This window comes from Candidatus Villigracilis sp. (assembly GCF_057083605.1).
The window spans coordinates 1-15,267 of the sequence record NZ_JBXMTI010000058.1; the positions used below are offsets into that span (position 1 = coordinate 1).

At 48.1% G+C, this 15,267-nt stretch carries 13 protein-coding genes; 5 read left to right on the forward strand and 8 right to left on the reverse strand.

Translation table 11 applies throughout. The features are described 5' to 3' along the window. Window positions 1-267 precede the first annotated feature (267 nt). Complete coding sequence (locus AC14M5_RS08865) at window positions 268-1,305, forward strand: radical SAM protein (protein ID WP_484029295.1); 1,038 nt, start codon at window positions 268-270, stop codon at window positions 1,303-1,305. Between the two features lie 123 nt (window positions 1,306-1,428). On the opposite strand, the gene AC14M5_RS08870 is transcribed toward AC14M5_RS08865, so the two are convergent. The 3 genes from AC14M5_RS08870 to AC14M5_RS08880 are packed head-to-tail and all read right to left on the reverse strand — an operon-like array spanning window position 1,429 to window position 4,225. Then, entirely contained in the window at window positions 1,429-1,560 is a 132-nt protein-coding gene (locus tag AC14M5_RS08870; RefSeq protein ID WP_484029296.1) for a hypothetical protein, read from the reverse strand. A gap of 46 nt (window positions 1,561-1,606) precedes the next feature. Then, a complete protein-coding gene (locus AC14M5_RS08875; protein WP_484029297.1) occupies window positions 1,607-3,055 on the reverse strand; it encodes an ATP-binding protein in 1,449 nt (482 codons plus the stop codon). Between the two features lie 18 nt (window positions 3,056-3,073). After that, window positions 3,074-4,225, reverse strand: a complete 1,152-nt coding sequence (locus AC14M5_RS08880) for a response regulator (protein WP_484029298.1) — start codon at window positions 4,223-4,225, stop codon at window positions 3,074-3,076. Between the two features lie 104 nt (window positions 4,226-4,329). Between AC14M5_RS08880 and AC14M5_RS08885 the strand changes: the two genes are divergently transcribed. Together AC14M5_RS08885 and AC14M5_RS08890 are read left to right on the forward strand one after the other, a co-directional pair. Continuing rightward, window positions 4,330-6,567 carry a hypothetical protein gene (locus AC14M5_RS08885; RefSeq protein ID WP_484029299.1) on the forward strand — a complete coding sequence of 746 codons (2,238 nt, stop codon included), beginning with the start codon at window positions 4,330-4,332 and terminating at the stop codon, window positions 6,565-6,567. A gap of 49 nt (window positions 6,568-6,616) precedes the next feature. Then, a complete protein-coding gene (locus tag AC14M5_RS08890; RefSeq protein ID WP_484029300.1) occupies window positions 6,617-7,645 on the forward strand; it encodes a CAP domain-containing protein in 1,029 nt (342 codons plus the stop codon). A gap of 23 nt (window positions 7,646-7,668) precedes the next feature. Here AC14M5_RS08890 and AC14M5_RS08895 read toward each other — a convergent pair whose 3' ends face one another. After that, complete coding sequence (locus tag AC14M5_RS08895; RefSeq protein ID WP_484029301.1) at window positions 7,669-9,183, reverse strand: alpha/beta fold hydrolase; 1,515 nt, start codon at window positions 9,181-9,183, stop codon at window positions 7,669-7,671. Window positions 9,184-9,308: 125 nt separating this feature from the next. On the opposite strand from AC14M5_RS08895, the gene AC14M5_RS08900 reads away from it, so the two are divergent. After that, entirely contained in the window at window positions 9,309-9,695 is a 387-nt protein-coding gene (locus AC14M5_RS08900) for a hypothetical protein (RefSeq protein ID WP_484029302.1), read from the forward strand. Between the two features lie 8 nt (window positions 9,696-9,703). Here AC14M5_RS08900 and AC14M5_RS08905 read toward each other — a convergent pair whose 3' ends face one another. The 3 genes from AC14M5_RS08905 to AC14M5_RS08915 all read right to left on the reverse strand — a co-directional run bounded on the left by AC14M5_RS08905 (window position 9,704) and on the right by AC14M5_RS08915 (window position 13,422). Beyond that, entirely contained in the window at window positions 9,704-10,663 is a 960-nt protein-coding gene (locus AC14M5_RS08905; protein WP_484029303.1) for a DUF5050 domain-containing protein, read from the reverse strand. Between the two features lie 120 nt (window positions 10,664-10,783). Next, complete coding sequence (locus AC14M5_RS08910) at window positions 10,784-12,880, reverse strand: hypothetical protein (RefSeq protein ID WP_484029304.1); 2,097 nt, start codon at window positions 12,878-12,880, stop codon at window positions 10,784-10,786. Window positions 12,881-13,068: 188 nt separating this feature from the next. After that, on the reverse strand, window positions 13,069-13,422 hold the full coding sequence (locus AC14M5_RS08915; protein WP_484029305.1) for a DUF4260 domain-containing protein: 354 nt from the start codon (window positions 13,420-13,422) through the stop codon (window positions 13,069-13,071). 106 nt (window positions 13,423-13,528) lie between these two features. Here AC14M5_RS08915 and AC14M5_RS08920 point away from each other — a divergent pair, with 106 nt between their 5' ends. Further along, window positions 13,529-14,134 carry a transposase gene (locus AC14M5_RS08920; protein ID WP_484029306.1) on the forward strand — a complete coding sequence of 202 codons (606 nt, stop codon included), beginning with the start codon at window positions 13,529-13,531 and terminating at the stop codon, window positions 14,132-14,134. Window positions 14,135-14,216: 82 nt separating this feature from the next. On the opposite strand, the gene AC14M5_RS08925 is transcribed toward AC14M5_RS08920, so the two are convergent. After that, on the reverse strand, window positions 14,217-15,267 hold a 1,051-nt coding region (locus AC14M5_RS08925), incomplete at its 5' end, for a hypothetical protein (RefSeq protein WP_484029307.1).

Here is a 15,267-nt window from a genome sequence, read left to right on the forward strand (position 1 = left end):
GTGTGCTCTTCCGATCTCACCGCGCTACACATTTAATAATCCCTGTAATTTGGATCGTTTTGAGCGTTCTCGCTGCATCAACAGTGCCGCCTGCACCTATACAGATGTATACATCCAAACAGGTCCATAACGGTATCTCCACTACAGTGATACCATCTATATTAGTGTATACTTTTATTGTATTTTAATCTTTGGCCAACTATAAAAGCTTATTCGGTCAAATTGTTAGATGAGCCAAAGTTAGTTGGCTTAATGTAATCAACATCGATGATTATTTATATCGAAGTAGCCGGATGCACAAACACTTGTCGTCATTGCAGTGCCAATGGGCATTTGCCACATGGGGATTTCTTTACGCTCGATGAACTTCAGACATTCAAGAAAGATTGGGGCCCACTAACGATCTATTATGAACCAACAGCCTACTCCGCTTTTCCTGAAGTATATGATGAAAGCATCGCAGTTAAGCATGGTGGTTGGCTGGTCACCAATGGATTTGGATTGGCAAGGAGGAAAGACCATGCGAAAGTGTTCGAGAAAATGTCCAAGATCGGAATACACACAGTTGCTTTCACCCTGCACGGTTTGCGAGAGCATCATGATTGGTTTGTCTGCCGGGAAGGGGCATTTGACGACATCTTGCTAGCAACCCGCCGGGCAAAAGCAGCCGGATTTCAACCCAACTGGCAGATTTTTGTCGACCGAAAAGGGGTTGCTGATTTGCCTACATTGGTTGAGATGGCAATGAGAGAATGCGAAACATCGCCACAACTTAGTATTCCCGCTCATCGCGTGGGAGGACGTTTATGGCACTTTGAACCTTTCAGGCCAACGCTGAAGGATATCCACAGGTGGCGTATTCACCAATTGGTCGATGATCCGAGTAAAAATAGCCTGACCAATCCAGAAGCATTGACAACCGCAGCATGGATTGAGAGATGGAAGAAAAAACCTGACGTCGACGAGTTCAAACATATTTTTGAGCCACGTTCATGGCCACCTCCTCTGTCTTACGAGAGTTTGTCCCTTTGCATTCGAAGGGACAAAGAGGTTTTTCTTGATCCAATGTGTTCGTCACCTATCCACCTTGGGCACCTCTCGGAAGGCAAGGATACACTTCTTGGCAAAGTTACAAGCATGCCAGCCCCAGCTTATGTGGGCCTAACCCCATATGAGGTGATGTTTTCGGTGGAAGAGCAAGAGCAGTTGCATCCTTATGGCATGAGCGTACGCTACAAGGCAATTTCAAAAGCCAGACTTTACAAACGAGATACCAGCCAAAACAATATTATTAAGCACTTCTAATACTTGGCACAGTGGTTTGTGAAACAGTTCATTTCCTCCTTTGGCGAAGTAGCGCGGTAGGGAATACCCTTCCCTACCGCGCTACACATTTAAATACAACTCCTTCCCCTGCTGCACTATTTGTTATATCAGAGTCAGAACCGTCCAGATCACCATCAGGACGAACGGCAAATTCAAACCAACCGACACACCTAACAACAAGGCAAACGCCCAGCCAAGACACAACGTAGCGATGCTTCCTTTTGAAATATTCATTGTTGATTCTCCTTTTCAATCATTATTAAAGGACAGTATTAAATTCTTATTCTTGTGTGGGCAGAAGCACGGTGAACGTAGAGCCTACACCCGTAGTCGATTCCACCCATACACGCCCCTGATGACTATCCACAATGGATTTAACGATGGCCAGCCCCAGCCCTGAACCATCCACAGTGTCCGGGGCATTTGAAGCGCGGTAAAACTTTTCGAATACGCGGTTTTGTTCTTCGGGCAAAATGCCCGGGCCTGTATCCTCCACTTTGAGAATGATCTGTTTATCCTGCATCGACATGTGAACCCGAATACTACCGCCGTCCGGCGTATATTTAATCGCATTGCCAACAAGGTTATCCAGCATTTGCCGAATACGGATGGGGTTGACGCGTATGGGCTGTAAATTCCCTGCAATATCTGTTGTAAGGCTGAGACTCTTTTTCTTTATTTGTGCATCGAACATATCAAGCGTGTATTTCAGCACACCCTCAAGCTGTACAAACTCGCGTCGTGTATCAAAGCCCGCTTCCAGGCGGCCAAGATCAAGCAAGTCATTGACCAGTGATGTAACGTGCTGAACGCTCCCCTGCAGGCGGCGCAAAAATTCCTGTTGATTTTCGTTTAGTGGGCCCGTGCGCTCAACCAATTCCGTGTAACCGAGAATGGCGGTTAGAGGAGAGCGCAGGTCATGCGAAACCGTATGGATAAAATCACTTTTCAGGCGGTCAAGTTCCTTGAGATATGAAATATCCTGCATGGTGACCGCCGCGCCAATTCTGGGAATGGGCGTATATTGAGCATTGAATACACGGCCATCGTCAAAATTGATCTCATGGTATTTCAAGGGGCCGTCCACGGAGCGGGAGAGCAAGGCAAGCAAATCCGCATTGGCAATAACGTCCTTGAGCTGCCTGCCATTCACAACGTCTTCACCCAGGCTGAAAATATCCCGTATGGCGCGGTTCACAAACAGGATGGCCTGGTTTTCGTCCATGACGATCACACCATCCTGAATGTTCGCGATGATCGCTTCCAGCTTGGTGCGCTCGGCTTCAGAGATCTTGGCCTTTTGCGCCAGCGATGAGGTGGTGCGATTCACTTCATGGCGCAGCCAATCCCCCAGTTTTCTGGCGCGCGCCAGGCTTTTATTCACTTCATCCACAATATCAGCCATTTTGAGCGGAGGATAAAGATAACCGCTCAAACCCGTCCTGAGCGCAGATTTCGCGACCCCTGTTGTATCTTGGTCTGCGTATAAAATGATCGGCAACGTGGGGAAACGTTCAAGCATATCACTTGAAATAGACAAGCCATCCTGGTCGGCAAATTTCTCGCCGATGATTATTAATCCAGGAATGGCTTCCTGCACAGATTTTTCCAACCCTGCGCGATGTTGGGCAATTGCCACCTCAAAGTCCGCTGCGCGCAAAGTCCGTTCCATTAAATCCAGAATCGGGGATGGATTCAGCGCGAGTAAAATGAGGGTCTGTTTTGCCATGTGATCGATATTGTATTTTTATTTTTTGGGAGCTACTGTCTTTTCGGAGGAGCTTGCAAGGCGTTGTAATGAGGATTGTACAGATTCGAGTGCTTTTCTCTGTTCATCGTTGAGCATGCCGGGCATTTCAGTCAATACCAGGTTAAGTGGATACTTGGCGGCCTGTAATTCACTCTGGATCGCCTCGCGTATTGATTCAAGAGCGGCATATCTTTGTTTTTCTGCGACCCGTGCATTTTCAGCAGTCTGTTCCAGAGCGCGGAACAAGCGTGCATTCACGAGGGAAATGGATGCGTAATCCGCCATGGCAGCCAGCAGAGTTTGCGCATCACGCGAGAATTCATGCTCTTTCTTCCGCACCACGATCAATAAGCCGATCACCTCGCTTTGTATCTTGATCGGGACAACGCCCACCGATTTACCCAATGAAGCCAGTTTAAACTTCTGCATGGGAGAGCCATTCATGAAGAGGCTCTCACCTGAAAGCGCCACCAAAGAACTGATGCCATCATCCACAGTTTGGTTCATTTTCTTCGCCCAGGCTTCAGGCAGGTTACGTTGCGCACGAAGGATATAAGCGTTATTACGATCTTCGCGCAGCATCAGCCAACCCATATCAGCTTCAGCTAATTGTAAGGCGCTCTCAAGAATACGGTCTAATAACAAACGCTGATCCGTGATCGAAACCACTGCTTTGGCGGTGGAGAGGACAGTGGTCAGATCCCGCAGGCGTCGGTGCAGCTCATCATTCGTCGCCTTGAGTTGGCGGTCCAACTTGTGGCGTTCACGGGCCTCCTGGGTCTGGCGCAGCGAACGTTCAACAATGGAAACCACCTCAGCATCACGCACAGGCCAAAAGATCACATCTGTGGCGCCAAGACGAAAAGCTTGAATCGCATCGGCCTCCTGCCCTTTTTCGGCGATCACGATCAGGGGCGATTTCACGCCTTGTGAATTCAATGCGGCCAGCAGGTCTTTTCCGCTCAGGCCGGGCAGATTTAGATTTGCAAGGATCAGGTCCGGGGGAGTCTGAACCGCGCGCTTGAGTGCAGAAGACGCATCGCCCACAACCGTCACTTGATAGCCAAGCGGTTGAAGCGACTGTCTGCCGATCAGGTCAGCAATATCGGGATCACTTTCAACAATAAAAATTTGTTCCCCGGGGGGCATATTTACGGTTTTCCTTGGCAAGATTCTATCACCTTTTCGAGTACAATTTTGGTCATGAACTGCTACATTTACATGATAAACCACATTGAATTATTTCATTAAAAATGCAGCACCAGCCTTACATTCCAGGATTGAAACCCGCAGACCCGGGGCCGCTCTCGCGGTTTTTACCTCCGCTTGAAGAGGGAGTGATCTCCGCCTGGCTCTCGCTTCAATCCCTAACTGGTAATTGGTTGCTCGACCCATTCGGATTCTCACCGCGACTTGTGCTCGAAACCGCGCTAAGTGGGTATCGCGTGCTGGTGACAGCGAACAACCCGATCACGCGCTTCCTGCTCGAGACCTTCGCCAACCCGCCACCCGAATCAGAATTCATCGCCGCGCTAGCTGACCTTGGCGCAGTTAAAAAAGGGGAGGAGCGACTCGAGTATCATTTTCAATCCCTTTACTTCACAACCTGCGAAAATTGCAAACAACAGATCCAGGCACATAGCTTCTTATGGCACAAAGGAGAGGATGCACCCTACGCCCGCATCTATGAATGCAAACATTGCGGTGACTCTGGCGAACGCCTCGCAACAGAAGAGGATGTGGAACGCGCAAAGAAAATCGCCGCTACAGATGGTTTGCATCGTTCGCGTGCATTTGAACGAGTGGTGTCTCTAAAAGATGAAGACCGCAATTATGCAGAAGAGGCAATTCAGCATTATCTGCCGCGTCCATTGTATGTGTTGACAACGATCATTAACCGCCTCGATAGTTTGAATTTACATCCCGAACGAAAACGCGCCTTGACTTCTCTCGTGTTATTGGCGTGCGATGCGGGCAACACGCTCTGGGCACATCCATCTGAAAGACCGAGGCCAAAACAATTAAGCACACCGAATCAATTCCGCGAGCATAATGTGTGGATGATGCTCGAGCGTGGATTAAGTCTTTTTACCGGAGCAGGTTCAACGGTCCCATGTGAGGCGTGGCCTAAAAAGATTCCAGAAAGCGGTGGGATCTGCATCTATGAAGGCCGTCTCAGGGACCTGGCGCGTGAAGTCAAAAGAGAGATTCCGATTGCGGCGGTGATCGGGTCAGTGCCGCGTCCGAACCAGGCATTTTGGACTCTATCAGCGTTGTGGGCGGGCTGGTTATGGGGCAATGACGCAGTGGAACCTTATAAGAATGCTTTACGGCGCCGACGTTATGATTTTGCCTGGAATGCGACTGCGCTTCACACCATGTTCACTCACTTGAATAATTTGCTAGCAGATGGCGTGCCGATGTTTGGTTTGATTCCCGAGCCTGAGCCTGCATTTATGACTTCAGCATTTACTGCCGCGCAAGCCGCGGGCTTCGAATTGCAAAGCGTGGCCATGCGCACCGAACACGACCCTGTACAAGTGACGTGGAAGTGTGCGCAAAAAAAGAATGCGGGAATTGTGGAAGTTCAATCGGTGCAGAAAGCCATGCGTGAGTTTTTATCCGCGCGAGGCGAGCCCGCTGGATATTTACACGTCCATTGTGCAGGGTTGATCGCGTGCGAAGAAGCCAATGCGTTGAAACAGCCTGAGCAGGAATTTGACGAGGCATTGCGCACGACCCAGAGCTCGATCGAATCGGCGCTAAAGGATGGCAGAGGGTTTGTCCATTATTCCACTGGCGAGAATGTGGATACAGGGATGTGGGGTCTTTCGACTGCGCTGCACTCCGATCCCAGCACCCCGATGCTATTTCGAGAGGGTGAATCGCTTTCGGATCGCGTGGAAGTTGCCATCGTCACATTTTTGCAAAATCAAAATGAGGCTGTTTATCTTGAAATCGAATCGGATCTATATCCGCGCTTCCCGGGATTGTTGACACCTTCGAAAGGGTTGATCTACGCCGTGTTAAACTCATATGCCGAAAAAGATGGCGCGCGTTGGAAACTGCGTAATGAAGATCTTGCTTCGGCCCGGCGCGAAGAGATGAGGAATGTTCTCGGAATCCTGGAAACACTTGGAGAGAGACTGAGCTATCAACCTCAAAAAGATGACCAGGTAGTGACATGGAAAGAAAATGGAAAGACTGTCAGAAGATTCCATGTACTGGCTTCGGCTTTGGTCAACCGCGCATTGGAAAACGCCGATGAACAAACTGTGATCGTCATCCCCGGCGGGCGCGCTGCCCTGGCCGCCTATAAACAGGACCGTGACCCGTCCCTCAAGGCGCGTTTGAAAATGTTTCCACTGGTGAAATATCGTTTACTACGCAGCCTGCTCGAGGTTCAGATATTGACGCGCGAATCATTTGAAGAACAGATTGCCAGCGACCCAGTGGAAGCATCATCCACCGGGCAGATGATGATGTTTTGATTCAACCAAACACCCTAGGGGCGCGAGGACCGCGCCCCTACATAAAAACATGTATAAGAAAATAATTTCCCTATTTTTCATTACTACCCTCCTTGCCTCCTGCATCTCCATCTCTGTTGATTCAGAAGCACAGGAAACGCCGCAAACGAATTTTGTCACTGCAACATTGGCTCCCACAAAATCGGGCTTTGTCCCCGCCACGCCTACTCCCGCACCTCTTATTACAAATACCGCCACCATCGCAATCACCGCTCCGCCTAATTGCAAGAATAGCGCTGTGATGCTGCGCGATGTGACCATCCCCGATTACACACCAGTCAAAGCGGGCGAATCATTTACCAAGACATGGGAATTTCAAAACAACGGGACATGTCCGTGGGTGAATTACACATTGGTCTTCGCGGCAGGCGACCAGATGAATGCGCCTCTTTCCGCGCCAATACCTGTCACTGTTGCGAATGAGAAGGTACAAATCTCTGTCCAATTGACCGCGCCCTCGTCAAATGGAACCTACACAGGCTACTTCACGTTGAACGATGCGAATGGAAATAATATTGACATTGGCATTGAAAAAACATTTTGGGTCAAGGTCGTTGTAGGCAGTGGCGGAGTTTCCCCGACTTCAGCCACGGGTGCTACGCAATCAAGTGGTACATCTGGTAGTAATACAAATTGCAATAGCAGTCAGAATGCGGGCTACGTGAATCAGATCGCTTCCATGATCAATGCGGAACGCACAAATGCTGGCCTGCCCGCGTTGACAATTAACACACAGCTGACAAATGCCGCCCAGAACCATGCGGCAGACATGGCATGTAATAACATGGTCAGCCACACAGGCTCGAATGGGTCATCCATTTATTCGCGTATTAGCGCGGCAGGATACTCCGCTTTCCATGTTGAGGAGATCATTTATGGGAGCGGCGGTCCGCAGGTGGCGATGACCTGGTGGATGAGCGACCAACTTCATCGCGATGCGATTCTGAACTCCATCTCTACTGAGTTTGGGGTTGGTCATGCCTATTATCCAAGCAGTTCATATGGGGATTATTTTGTAGTGGATTTTGGAAGTCAGTAGCGCCGCTGTGTGCCCCAATAAATCTATGAAACCGTATACAGATTAGCACCCCGTGTTTTGTATTTGGCAGGCGTGCCCTTATGTTTGAAAATATGTCCTGAACCCGCAAAAATATCGCGCAGGGTATTGGTGGCAAGGATCTCACCGAGGGATGCGGCTTCAACTGCCAAAGCGGCTGCCTCGACAACCGTCTTAACAGGCCTGCCGTTTCCCACATTGCATTCCCCCACATGCAAACTAATGCGAAGCTGGTCCTGACCGAATTTTTCCCGCAACCGAAAGGCACACTGGACAGCACGTGAAGGACTGTCAAACACTGCCACAACATCGTCATTTATTGAATGAACGGATTTGGGCAGATGGGCAGCAATTTCCTTTTGAAGATTCTGTGCAGAATCTCGAAGATTGCCCGCACGGATATAAAGGATCGTTCCGATCCACGTATCGACCATTTGCGTGTCCAAATTGCTTCGGCAGAATTCGGAAACAGCTGAAATGATCGCTTCACTTTTTACGAAGAAGAAATGATCGTCTCCCGGCAGCTCAAGCCACGAAGCATTAGGCATGTGTGTGGAAAAATATCTTCCCGCCTCCACATCCACGATCTTGTCTCCCGTTTTATGAATGACCAGCGTCCGCGTGCGGATCTGTGGGAGGAGCTGGCAAATATCGACATCACGAATAATATCCAAAATTGCTTTCACAGAAGATGGGCTGCAGGCTCCCCGCAGCGTCCTTGCCCACCAACCGCGAAACTGTTCCTCGTATGCCCGTGACGGCGCGAAGGACTCAATGATCCATGGACCGCCCCACTGTTTCTGCATTCTCTCCATCATGGATTCAAATGCAAGTTCGGTATCTGCCCAGGCTGGTTCATTATTTGTTTTCACAAGTTTTGGCGTAGCACCATAAAGGATCAATCCCTGCACACGATCGGGATACGTGGAAGAAAGCAGAACGGCGGCTGCGCCTCCTTCGGATGTACCCATCACATAGGTCCGTTTTGAGCCGACCGCATCCAACACACAAATTGCGTCGCTGATCGTGTTCTCCAGAGTTGGGGCCCCCTGGATTCGATCTGACAATCCCACACATCGTTTGTCAAAAAGGATGACACGCGCAAACTTCGCGAGCTGTTCAAAAAAGTGAGTGTACTCCGCTTCCTCCCATGCCAGCTCAAGGTGTGAAATAAATCCATGGATGAATAGCAAATCGATCGGGCCATCACCCATGACCTGATAGGCGATGTGCACGCCTTCATTGACAACATATTTGACAGGGGACCTGGATGGATCGTTCGCTGTTTTCTTTTCACCGCCTCTTTCTGGACCGTTGAACAGGCCCAGTTCCGAAGCAAGTTTTACAGCCTGTGTGCGATTCCCCGCTCCCAACTTCTCAAAGATCTGTTTGTTGTACCAGCGCACCGTATCATGCGCGAGATGCAAACGCGCACCGATCTCAACATCAGTCAATCCTTCTGCAAGGCATTGCAGAATCTCAATTTCGCGAGGTTTCAGGATCGGCTTGTTGGACATCATTTACCGGGCTTTCCGTAATCATACCAAAACACCACCCTCATTTCCACACAGATGAGTGGTGACAGTAGTTGAGACCGAACATATACTCCGAATACGAATATCAATTATCAATATCGGAGGAAACCATGAGCAAGTCTGCAAAGTCAGTTTTTGTATTTGGGTTGTACCTGATCGGGATGGGATTGGGATTTTTATTCATGCCGAATCTTTTGTTGGGTATGTTTGGCCTGCCTGAAACGAATGAAGTCTGGAGCAGGGTCGTTGGGGCATTGGCGCTTGTCCTGGCCTTTTATTACATTCAGGCCGCACGCGCGAACCTGCGCCCCTTCCTGCAGTGGACGATATATAGTCGGATGGCGGTCTTTCTTTTCTTTACAGGTTTTGTTCTGAGCGGACTAGTGGGACCCGTTATGATCCTGCTCGGCTCAGTAGATCTGCTTGGCGCATTATGGACAGGTTTGACATTGCGCTCTGAAGAACCTCACGCGCTCATGATGAAAGTAAAAGGGTAGGTCAGTTACTACTTCCCCCACCTCGGCTGCCAATCGGAGATGGGGGTGTTCGTCAGGCGGGTGGCGTCTGTGCCATCGGGATGCATGATGTAGATCTCATTATTCCCATCTCGAAAAGATGTGAAGGTGATCCAGTTGCCATCCGGTGACCAGCTCGGGCCGAGATTATCACCGCCGTTTGTTAGTTTCTCTAAGCCTGTGCCATCTACGTTGATCACAAAAATATTTCTGTCGCCAAAAGGGCCGCGATAAAAGGCGAGTTTCGTTCCATCCGGTGACCAGGTATTGCGTCCGCCCATATTATTCAAGTCTGTCACCTGTTGCACGTTGCTGCCATCCGCGTTCATGACGAAGAGTTGACGTTGGCCTGCTCGTGAGGATGCAAACGAGATCATCGAACCATCGGGCGACCAGGAAGGGTCGATATCATCTTTGGTAGTGAGGGCGTGTGCGTTGGAGCCATCGGATTTCATCATCCACAATCCACTGCCGTGATTCGTAAAGATGATCCGTTCACCATTGGGTGACATTTCAGGTGCATAGAGTGCGCCAATCCCATTCGTCAGTTTTTGCAGACCATTTCCATTGATGCCAATTGAGTAAATCTCATAAGTGCCACTTTGGCGTGATGAAAAATAAACTGTCCCCCCATCGGGCGAGAGCGATGCGTAATAGGCAGTGGCTGGAAAATCGGTGAGTTGTTTTCGCCCCGAGCCATCTGCATTCATGATGCAGATCTGGTCAATCTGTTTGACGTAACAGGTGAATACTATCTTGCCCACAGGCGGCGGAGAATCACCAAAGCTAGGCAAAGGCGAAGGAATATTTTCAGTGGGTGTAGGCAGCTCAAGGGTAGGAAGAAGCGTTGCAAACTCGGTTGGGGAGATAAAGGGTTGGGAGGTTTGAGTCGCCACGAGAGGCAGAGCAAGCGCAGGAGTCGGTGTTCCCGTCACAGGTTCTCGGATCACAACAAAGAACGCCCATCCAAACAAGATACAGAGACAGGAAAAACCAACTCCTAACCCAGTGATTAGGAGCTTCTCGATCATGGAAAGGGTTCTGGTTTGAGCTTCCATGAATTGATGGAGCTATGAAACTTGTTTGCGCAAGACCTTGTTCCAATCCAACATATGTTTAAGATCATCGGTGGGCACCTGGCCTTCGGGCACATAGCCGACGAAGGAGCGATTGAATGCGTCTTCTGTGCCGTCAGAGAGGAACCACTCGAGGGATTTTTTGAACATGCCAATGGATGAAGTGCCGCGGTCATCATCGGGCAGAGCGGTTTCATAGGTGAGCACCACCATGCCGTCGGCGGTTTCGGCTACCTCTGCAACGGTGGCCTCGTGGATCCAACGCAGGAATTGTTGCTGGGTGATTTTCTTTTTGGCCGCATCCACAAATGTGCGCGAGCGGGTTGTGATCTCGCCTGGTTTATATACCCAGGGGACCTCACCTTTTTTGGTGGGTTTCCTGTTCATGAATTCCTTCGGGATAAACCCAATGCCGTCTTTCGTTTCAACTGGTTTTGCGATCTGCCAGTCATCTGGCTTTTTATCTACAAAGCGCAGCCATAGAATGCTCGCGCCAGGGGTATAGTCGTTGGCTGAGGTCGGTTTGACATAATACGGACGCGGCTCGCCTGGAAGTTTATTTTCTTTTTCATTGGTGACATACCACCTTGGCTTGGGGGTTAAGCCGCCGGGAGGCAAATGCCCGCGGATGTGTTGAACGTGCTCGGCGGTTTCATTGCAGACCGCGCGAGAGACAATTAGTTCATGACTGCGCCCATGTTCCTCACGCCATGCGCCGATATATTTTGTGATCCAGCTATCCATTACTTTGCGAAGGTCGCTTGATTCTTTTGTGTTGCGTTCCGCCGCTTCTTCAGGAGTCAGGTTTTCCCAACTTAGGTCGGCCACGTAATTCACGCGCAACGGCGTCAACTTGACAATTTCTTTCCAGGCCCATTTCGGGAATTGACCTTTCATGGATTCCAATTTCTTCAGCGCCTCTTCGGTGGTCAGAGACATGAAATCGTATCTAACTTCCTCAGCTTTCAACGCGGCCAGCCCGGCGCGACGGGTTTTCGGTCCATTGGCTTTCACGCTTAACATATGAAGCGCAACTTTATCCTTCCATTCTTTTTCGGTTGCCTGCGCCAGTTTGGGTTTATTGGTTCCGCCCGCAGATTCATATTGGGCGATCTTTTCCTTACATTGTTTTTCAATCTCAAGATCATCTGCTATCGTTTTATTTTCCTTCTCAACTTCAGCAAGGCGCAATTGGATCAATAGATCTTTCGGGTCTGCCCAGGAACCGTGCGCAGTGGCGTAACGCATCCCTGAAAAATGTACGACCATATATTGCAGCCAAAGCGGATACCGTTTCGGGTCATTCTGAAAACGCTGATGGATCTCTTCCAATAATTGAAATTGATTCTTCAGTTGGAGAGAAGCCTCATATTTTTCCACCTTCCACCTGGCAAGATCTTTGACTGTGACAGGCTGGGCTGGCGAATATTCCACCAGGAATTCCGCTTCTGAAATCGCCAGATTCGGATCCTTTTTCTTGGCCCAATACCATTCGAGTTTGCGCTTTTCAACTTTTTCATAGGTGGCGAGGAAGTAACGCAGTTGTTCGAGTTCCTGTTCCACCATCGGCAGGCTGACGTTTTCCTTATATTCCAATTCCTTGGTTTCTGCGGCTCGCTTGGGATGATCTGGCAGCATGGACTCCAAACGGCGCTTGCGGGTTTTGATCCAGTCCCTGAGCAGGTTGCGGTGGTTGACCCAGCTGGTGATCTGCATATCCACAAAACTTTTCTCGCCGCGAATATCCTTGGGCCAGGCAGCGATAAAACGCGCATGCAGGTTGTTAATTTCGGTTAATTCAGCTTCATCCACGGGTCGGAATTTGACATAGTACGCGCGGGCATCAGGCTGCGAAAAATATTTGCGCAGGCTGGAATATTCCTTATAAGCCGTGATGACTGCCAGCTCCTGTGCCTTCAAATATTCCTGAACTTCGTTTTGCAGGCTGGCAATATCCTTACCCTTGTATTGCGCCCAGATATCGACTTCCATGTAATAGAGCAGGAAATCCCGAAGCTTCTGCTCGCGCATGGGGTAAATCGTTTTGACCAAATATTCATTCTGCCACTGGAAGTACATTGGTTCAGCCATAATCTGCTCCTATCAATCCAATAAGTAATTACCCGATTTTATTTCATTCCTGAAGAATCATAGTGGTTGATCTGGTGGGTTTATCCTTTTTTTACCACAGAGATCACGGAGTTCACTGAGAAAGACCCTTTAAAATCTCTGTGGTCTCTGTGCGCTCCGTGGTCAAAGCTTTTCCTCAGCCCATTCTTCTAGCCTTTGCCGATTGGTCCCAAATGCGTAGCCTGGAATGACTCTGGATATTTTAAGCCATAGCCTAAAACACGATCCATGCTGGAATGGCCGAAGAGGATCAAGCCAGTCAATTGCAGGAACTGACTTGCCAAAACTATTCCCAAGACGAACAGACCGATCCCCAGTCCTTTATGGTGGATGAAATTATAAGTGATGGCTCCAATCCGCGGATTCATCAAGTAACCGACCATGCTCAGATCGGGGGCAAAGAACAACACAGGATACCACCACCAGGCATAGTCCAGTTTCGAGAAGAGGAAGATGGACAAGCCAAACATAAATGCTTCTTCCAGTTTGAGTAAATTCTTCATGTTTTGGGCCTTATTAGATGAAATTTAGACGAAATATACCATCACTATTGCGGGTAAAATAGGTTAACAGGAATTTCAATCTGAAATTTGAGGGATTATTGAGACCATGCCCCAATCCAAATTTGATCCTCGAAAGCACCATAGAAAATCAATCCGCCTGCAGGGATATGATTATTCGCAGGTTGGCGCTTATTACGTAACCATTGTCACCTATCAGCGTAACTGTTTATTTGGCGAAATCATTAATGGAGAAATGCGCCTTAATGAATATGGCGAAATCGTTAAGAAATGGTGGGACGAAATTCCAATTCATTTCCCGAATGTGGAATTGGGGGCGTTCGTCATTATGCCCAATCACGTCCACGGAATTATCTTCATAATCGCCGAACGTAGGGGCGAGGTCCTCTCGCCCCGTGATAACCCAAATTACAATATTCAGAATGCACATATCGATGGAACCTACAACCAGGGCGGGGAGACCCCGCCCCTACGTAAACCAACATTGGGGCAGATTATTGCGTATCTCAAATATCAATCCACCAAAGAGATGAACTGCATTGAGACCGAAAAGGCAATCACCAAATTCTGGCAACGGAACTATTACGAACACATCATTCGCGACGAAAAGGATTTGCAGAATAAAACCGATTATATCGAGGCGAACCCTATGTTGTGGGATGAGGATGAGAATAATTCACCTGTCAATCAATGATCGATAAAACTCGGTGAGCGATTTTTTATTTTTATTATCATAGCTTTGGCGTTTATTAATCCAGCAACTGACTCAAAATTATTTAGATTGGTTGATTACATGTAGTACATGGAGTAAATGTCATAGTAGTTTTATCCCAAGCCAATCTCTTTTGTTTATGCTTACAACCAGGCTTATGATTATAGAATATGCGGACAAAAGTATCTAAATCAGTCAGGATTATTTTCACGTCATTTATTGATAAATTCAACTGGCGAGGATCGGGGTGGGATGCAATGTTCATAAGCCACAAACAATTATATATATCACTCAAAGGAGGTTGATTAGCATCAAATCTGTTATTTGCACCAAAGTGCTGAGAAACAGCGATAATAAAATCGCTCAAATCTCTTTTCTCATTGCTATTACCTTGGCGATAAGGCATATAAATATTGTAATCTTCACAAATCTCCCTGAATGTCAAATCCACCAAATCCCTTAGTCTACGAGCTGAATCAATGATATCTCCGCGCCCTATGGCGTTATCAACTTGTTCTCTTAATTCGAGTTTATCTTCAATTGAAATGCCCGAATCGTAATCCCAATTTTGTATTTTTTTATGAAGCCACTTTGGAAATATTCGACGGAGAACATCACTCCAAAACATGTCATGGGATAGAACAATATACTGCTTCTGATTTAATCGCGAATCATCGCGAAGCAATTTGGCCAACGCCTGACGATGATTTGCATCGACGCTACTGACAACATCATCTAAAACAACAAACTGACAGTTTTTGTTAAATTCTACAGCCGATGCCAGAAAGAAACATAGGCCAAGGGTGTTGAGGTGGGATTCACTCATAAATCTATTTTGTGGAGTAACTCGGTCGCCTTTAAAAGAAAATTCAAACTCAAGACCTCTATCAGGAGTAGGGATTAACTTCAATTGGTCAAAACCTTCGTTCGGGTGAAGTGCTTTGTAGAAATCATTTACTTCGTCGGAGATCGTTAACAAGGCTTTATTAAATTCTTCTCGCTCCTTTTGCTCTAATAATTGAACAATATTTTCTAGAGAATCGATTTGTTGTTGAAATCTTTTTTCAATAGACTTAAGTTCAAGCCATCTTGTGTAATGACTGAACAATTGCTGC

Coding starts and splice junctions, on each gene's coding strand:
- AC14M5_RS08865 (WP_484029295.1), top strand. CDS start 268: ATGATTATTTATATCGAAGTAGCCGGATGCACAAACACTTGTCGTCAT.
- AC14M5_RS08870 (WP_484029296.1), bottom strand. CDS start 1,560: ATGAATATTTCAAAAGGAAGCATCGCTACGTTGTGTCTTGGCTGGGCG.
- AC14M5_RS08875 (WP_484029297.1), bottom strand. CDS start 3,055: ATGGCAAAACAGACCCTCATTTTACTCGCGCTGAATCCATCCCCGATT.
- AC14M5_RS08880 (WP_484029298.1), bottom strand. CDS start 4,225: ATGCCCCCCGGGGAACAAATTTTTATTGTTGAAAGTGATCCCGATATT.
- AC14M5_RS08885 (WP_484029299.1), top strand. CDS start 4,330: ATGCAGCACCAGCCTTACATTCCAGGATTGAAACCCGCAGACCCGGGG.
- AC14M5_RS08890 (WP_484029300.1), top strand. CDS start 6,617: ATGTATAAGAAAATAATTTCCCTATTTTTCATTACTACCCTCCTTGCC.
- AC14M5_RS08895 (WP_484029301.1), bottom strand. CDS start 9,183: ATGATGTCCAACAAGCCGATCCTGAAACCTCGCGAAATTGAGATTCTG.
- AC14M5_RS08900 (WP_484029302.1), top strand. CDS start 9,309: ATGAGCAAGTCTGCAAAGTCAGTTTTTGTATTTGGGTTGTACCTGATC.
- AC14M5_RS08910 (WP_484029304.1), bottom strand. CDS start 12,880: ATGGCTGAACCAATGTACTTCCAGTGGCAGAATGAATATTTGGTCAAA.
- AC14M5_RS08915 (WP_484029305.1), bottom strand. CDS start 13,422: ATGAAGAATTTACTCAAACTGGAAGAAGCATTTATGTTTGGCTTGTCC.
- AC14M5_RS08920 (WP_484029306.1), top strand. CDS start 13,529: ATGCCCCAATCCAAATTTGATCCTCGAAAGCACCATAGAAAATCAATC.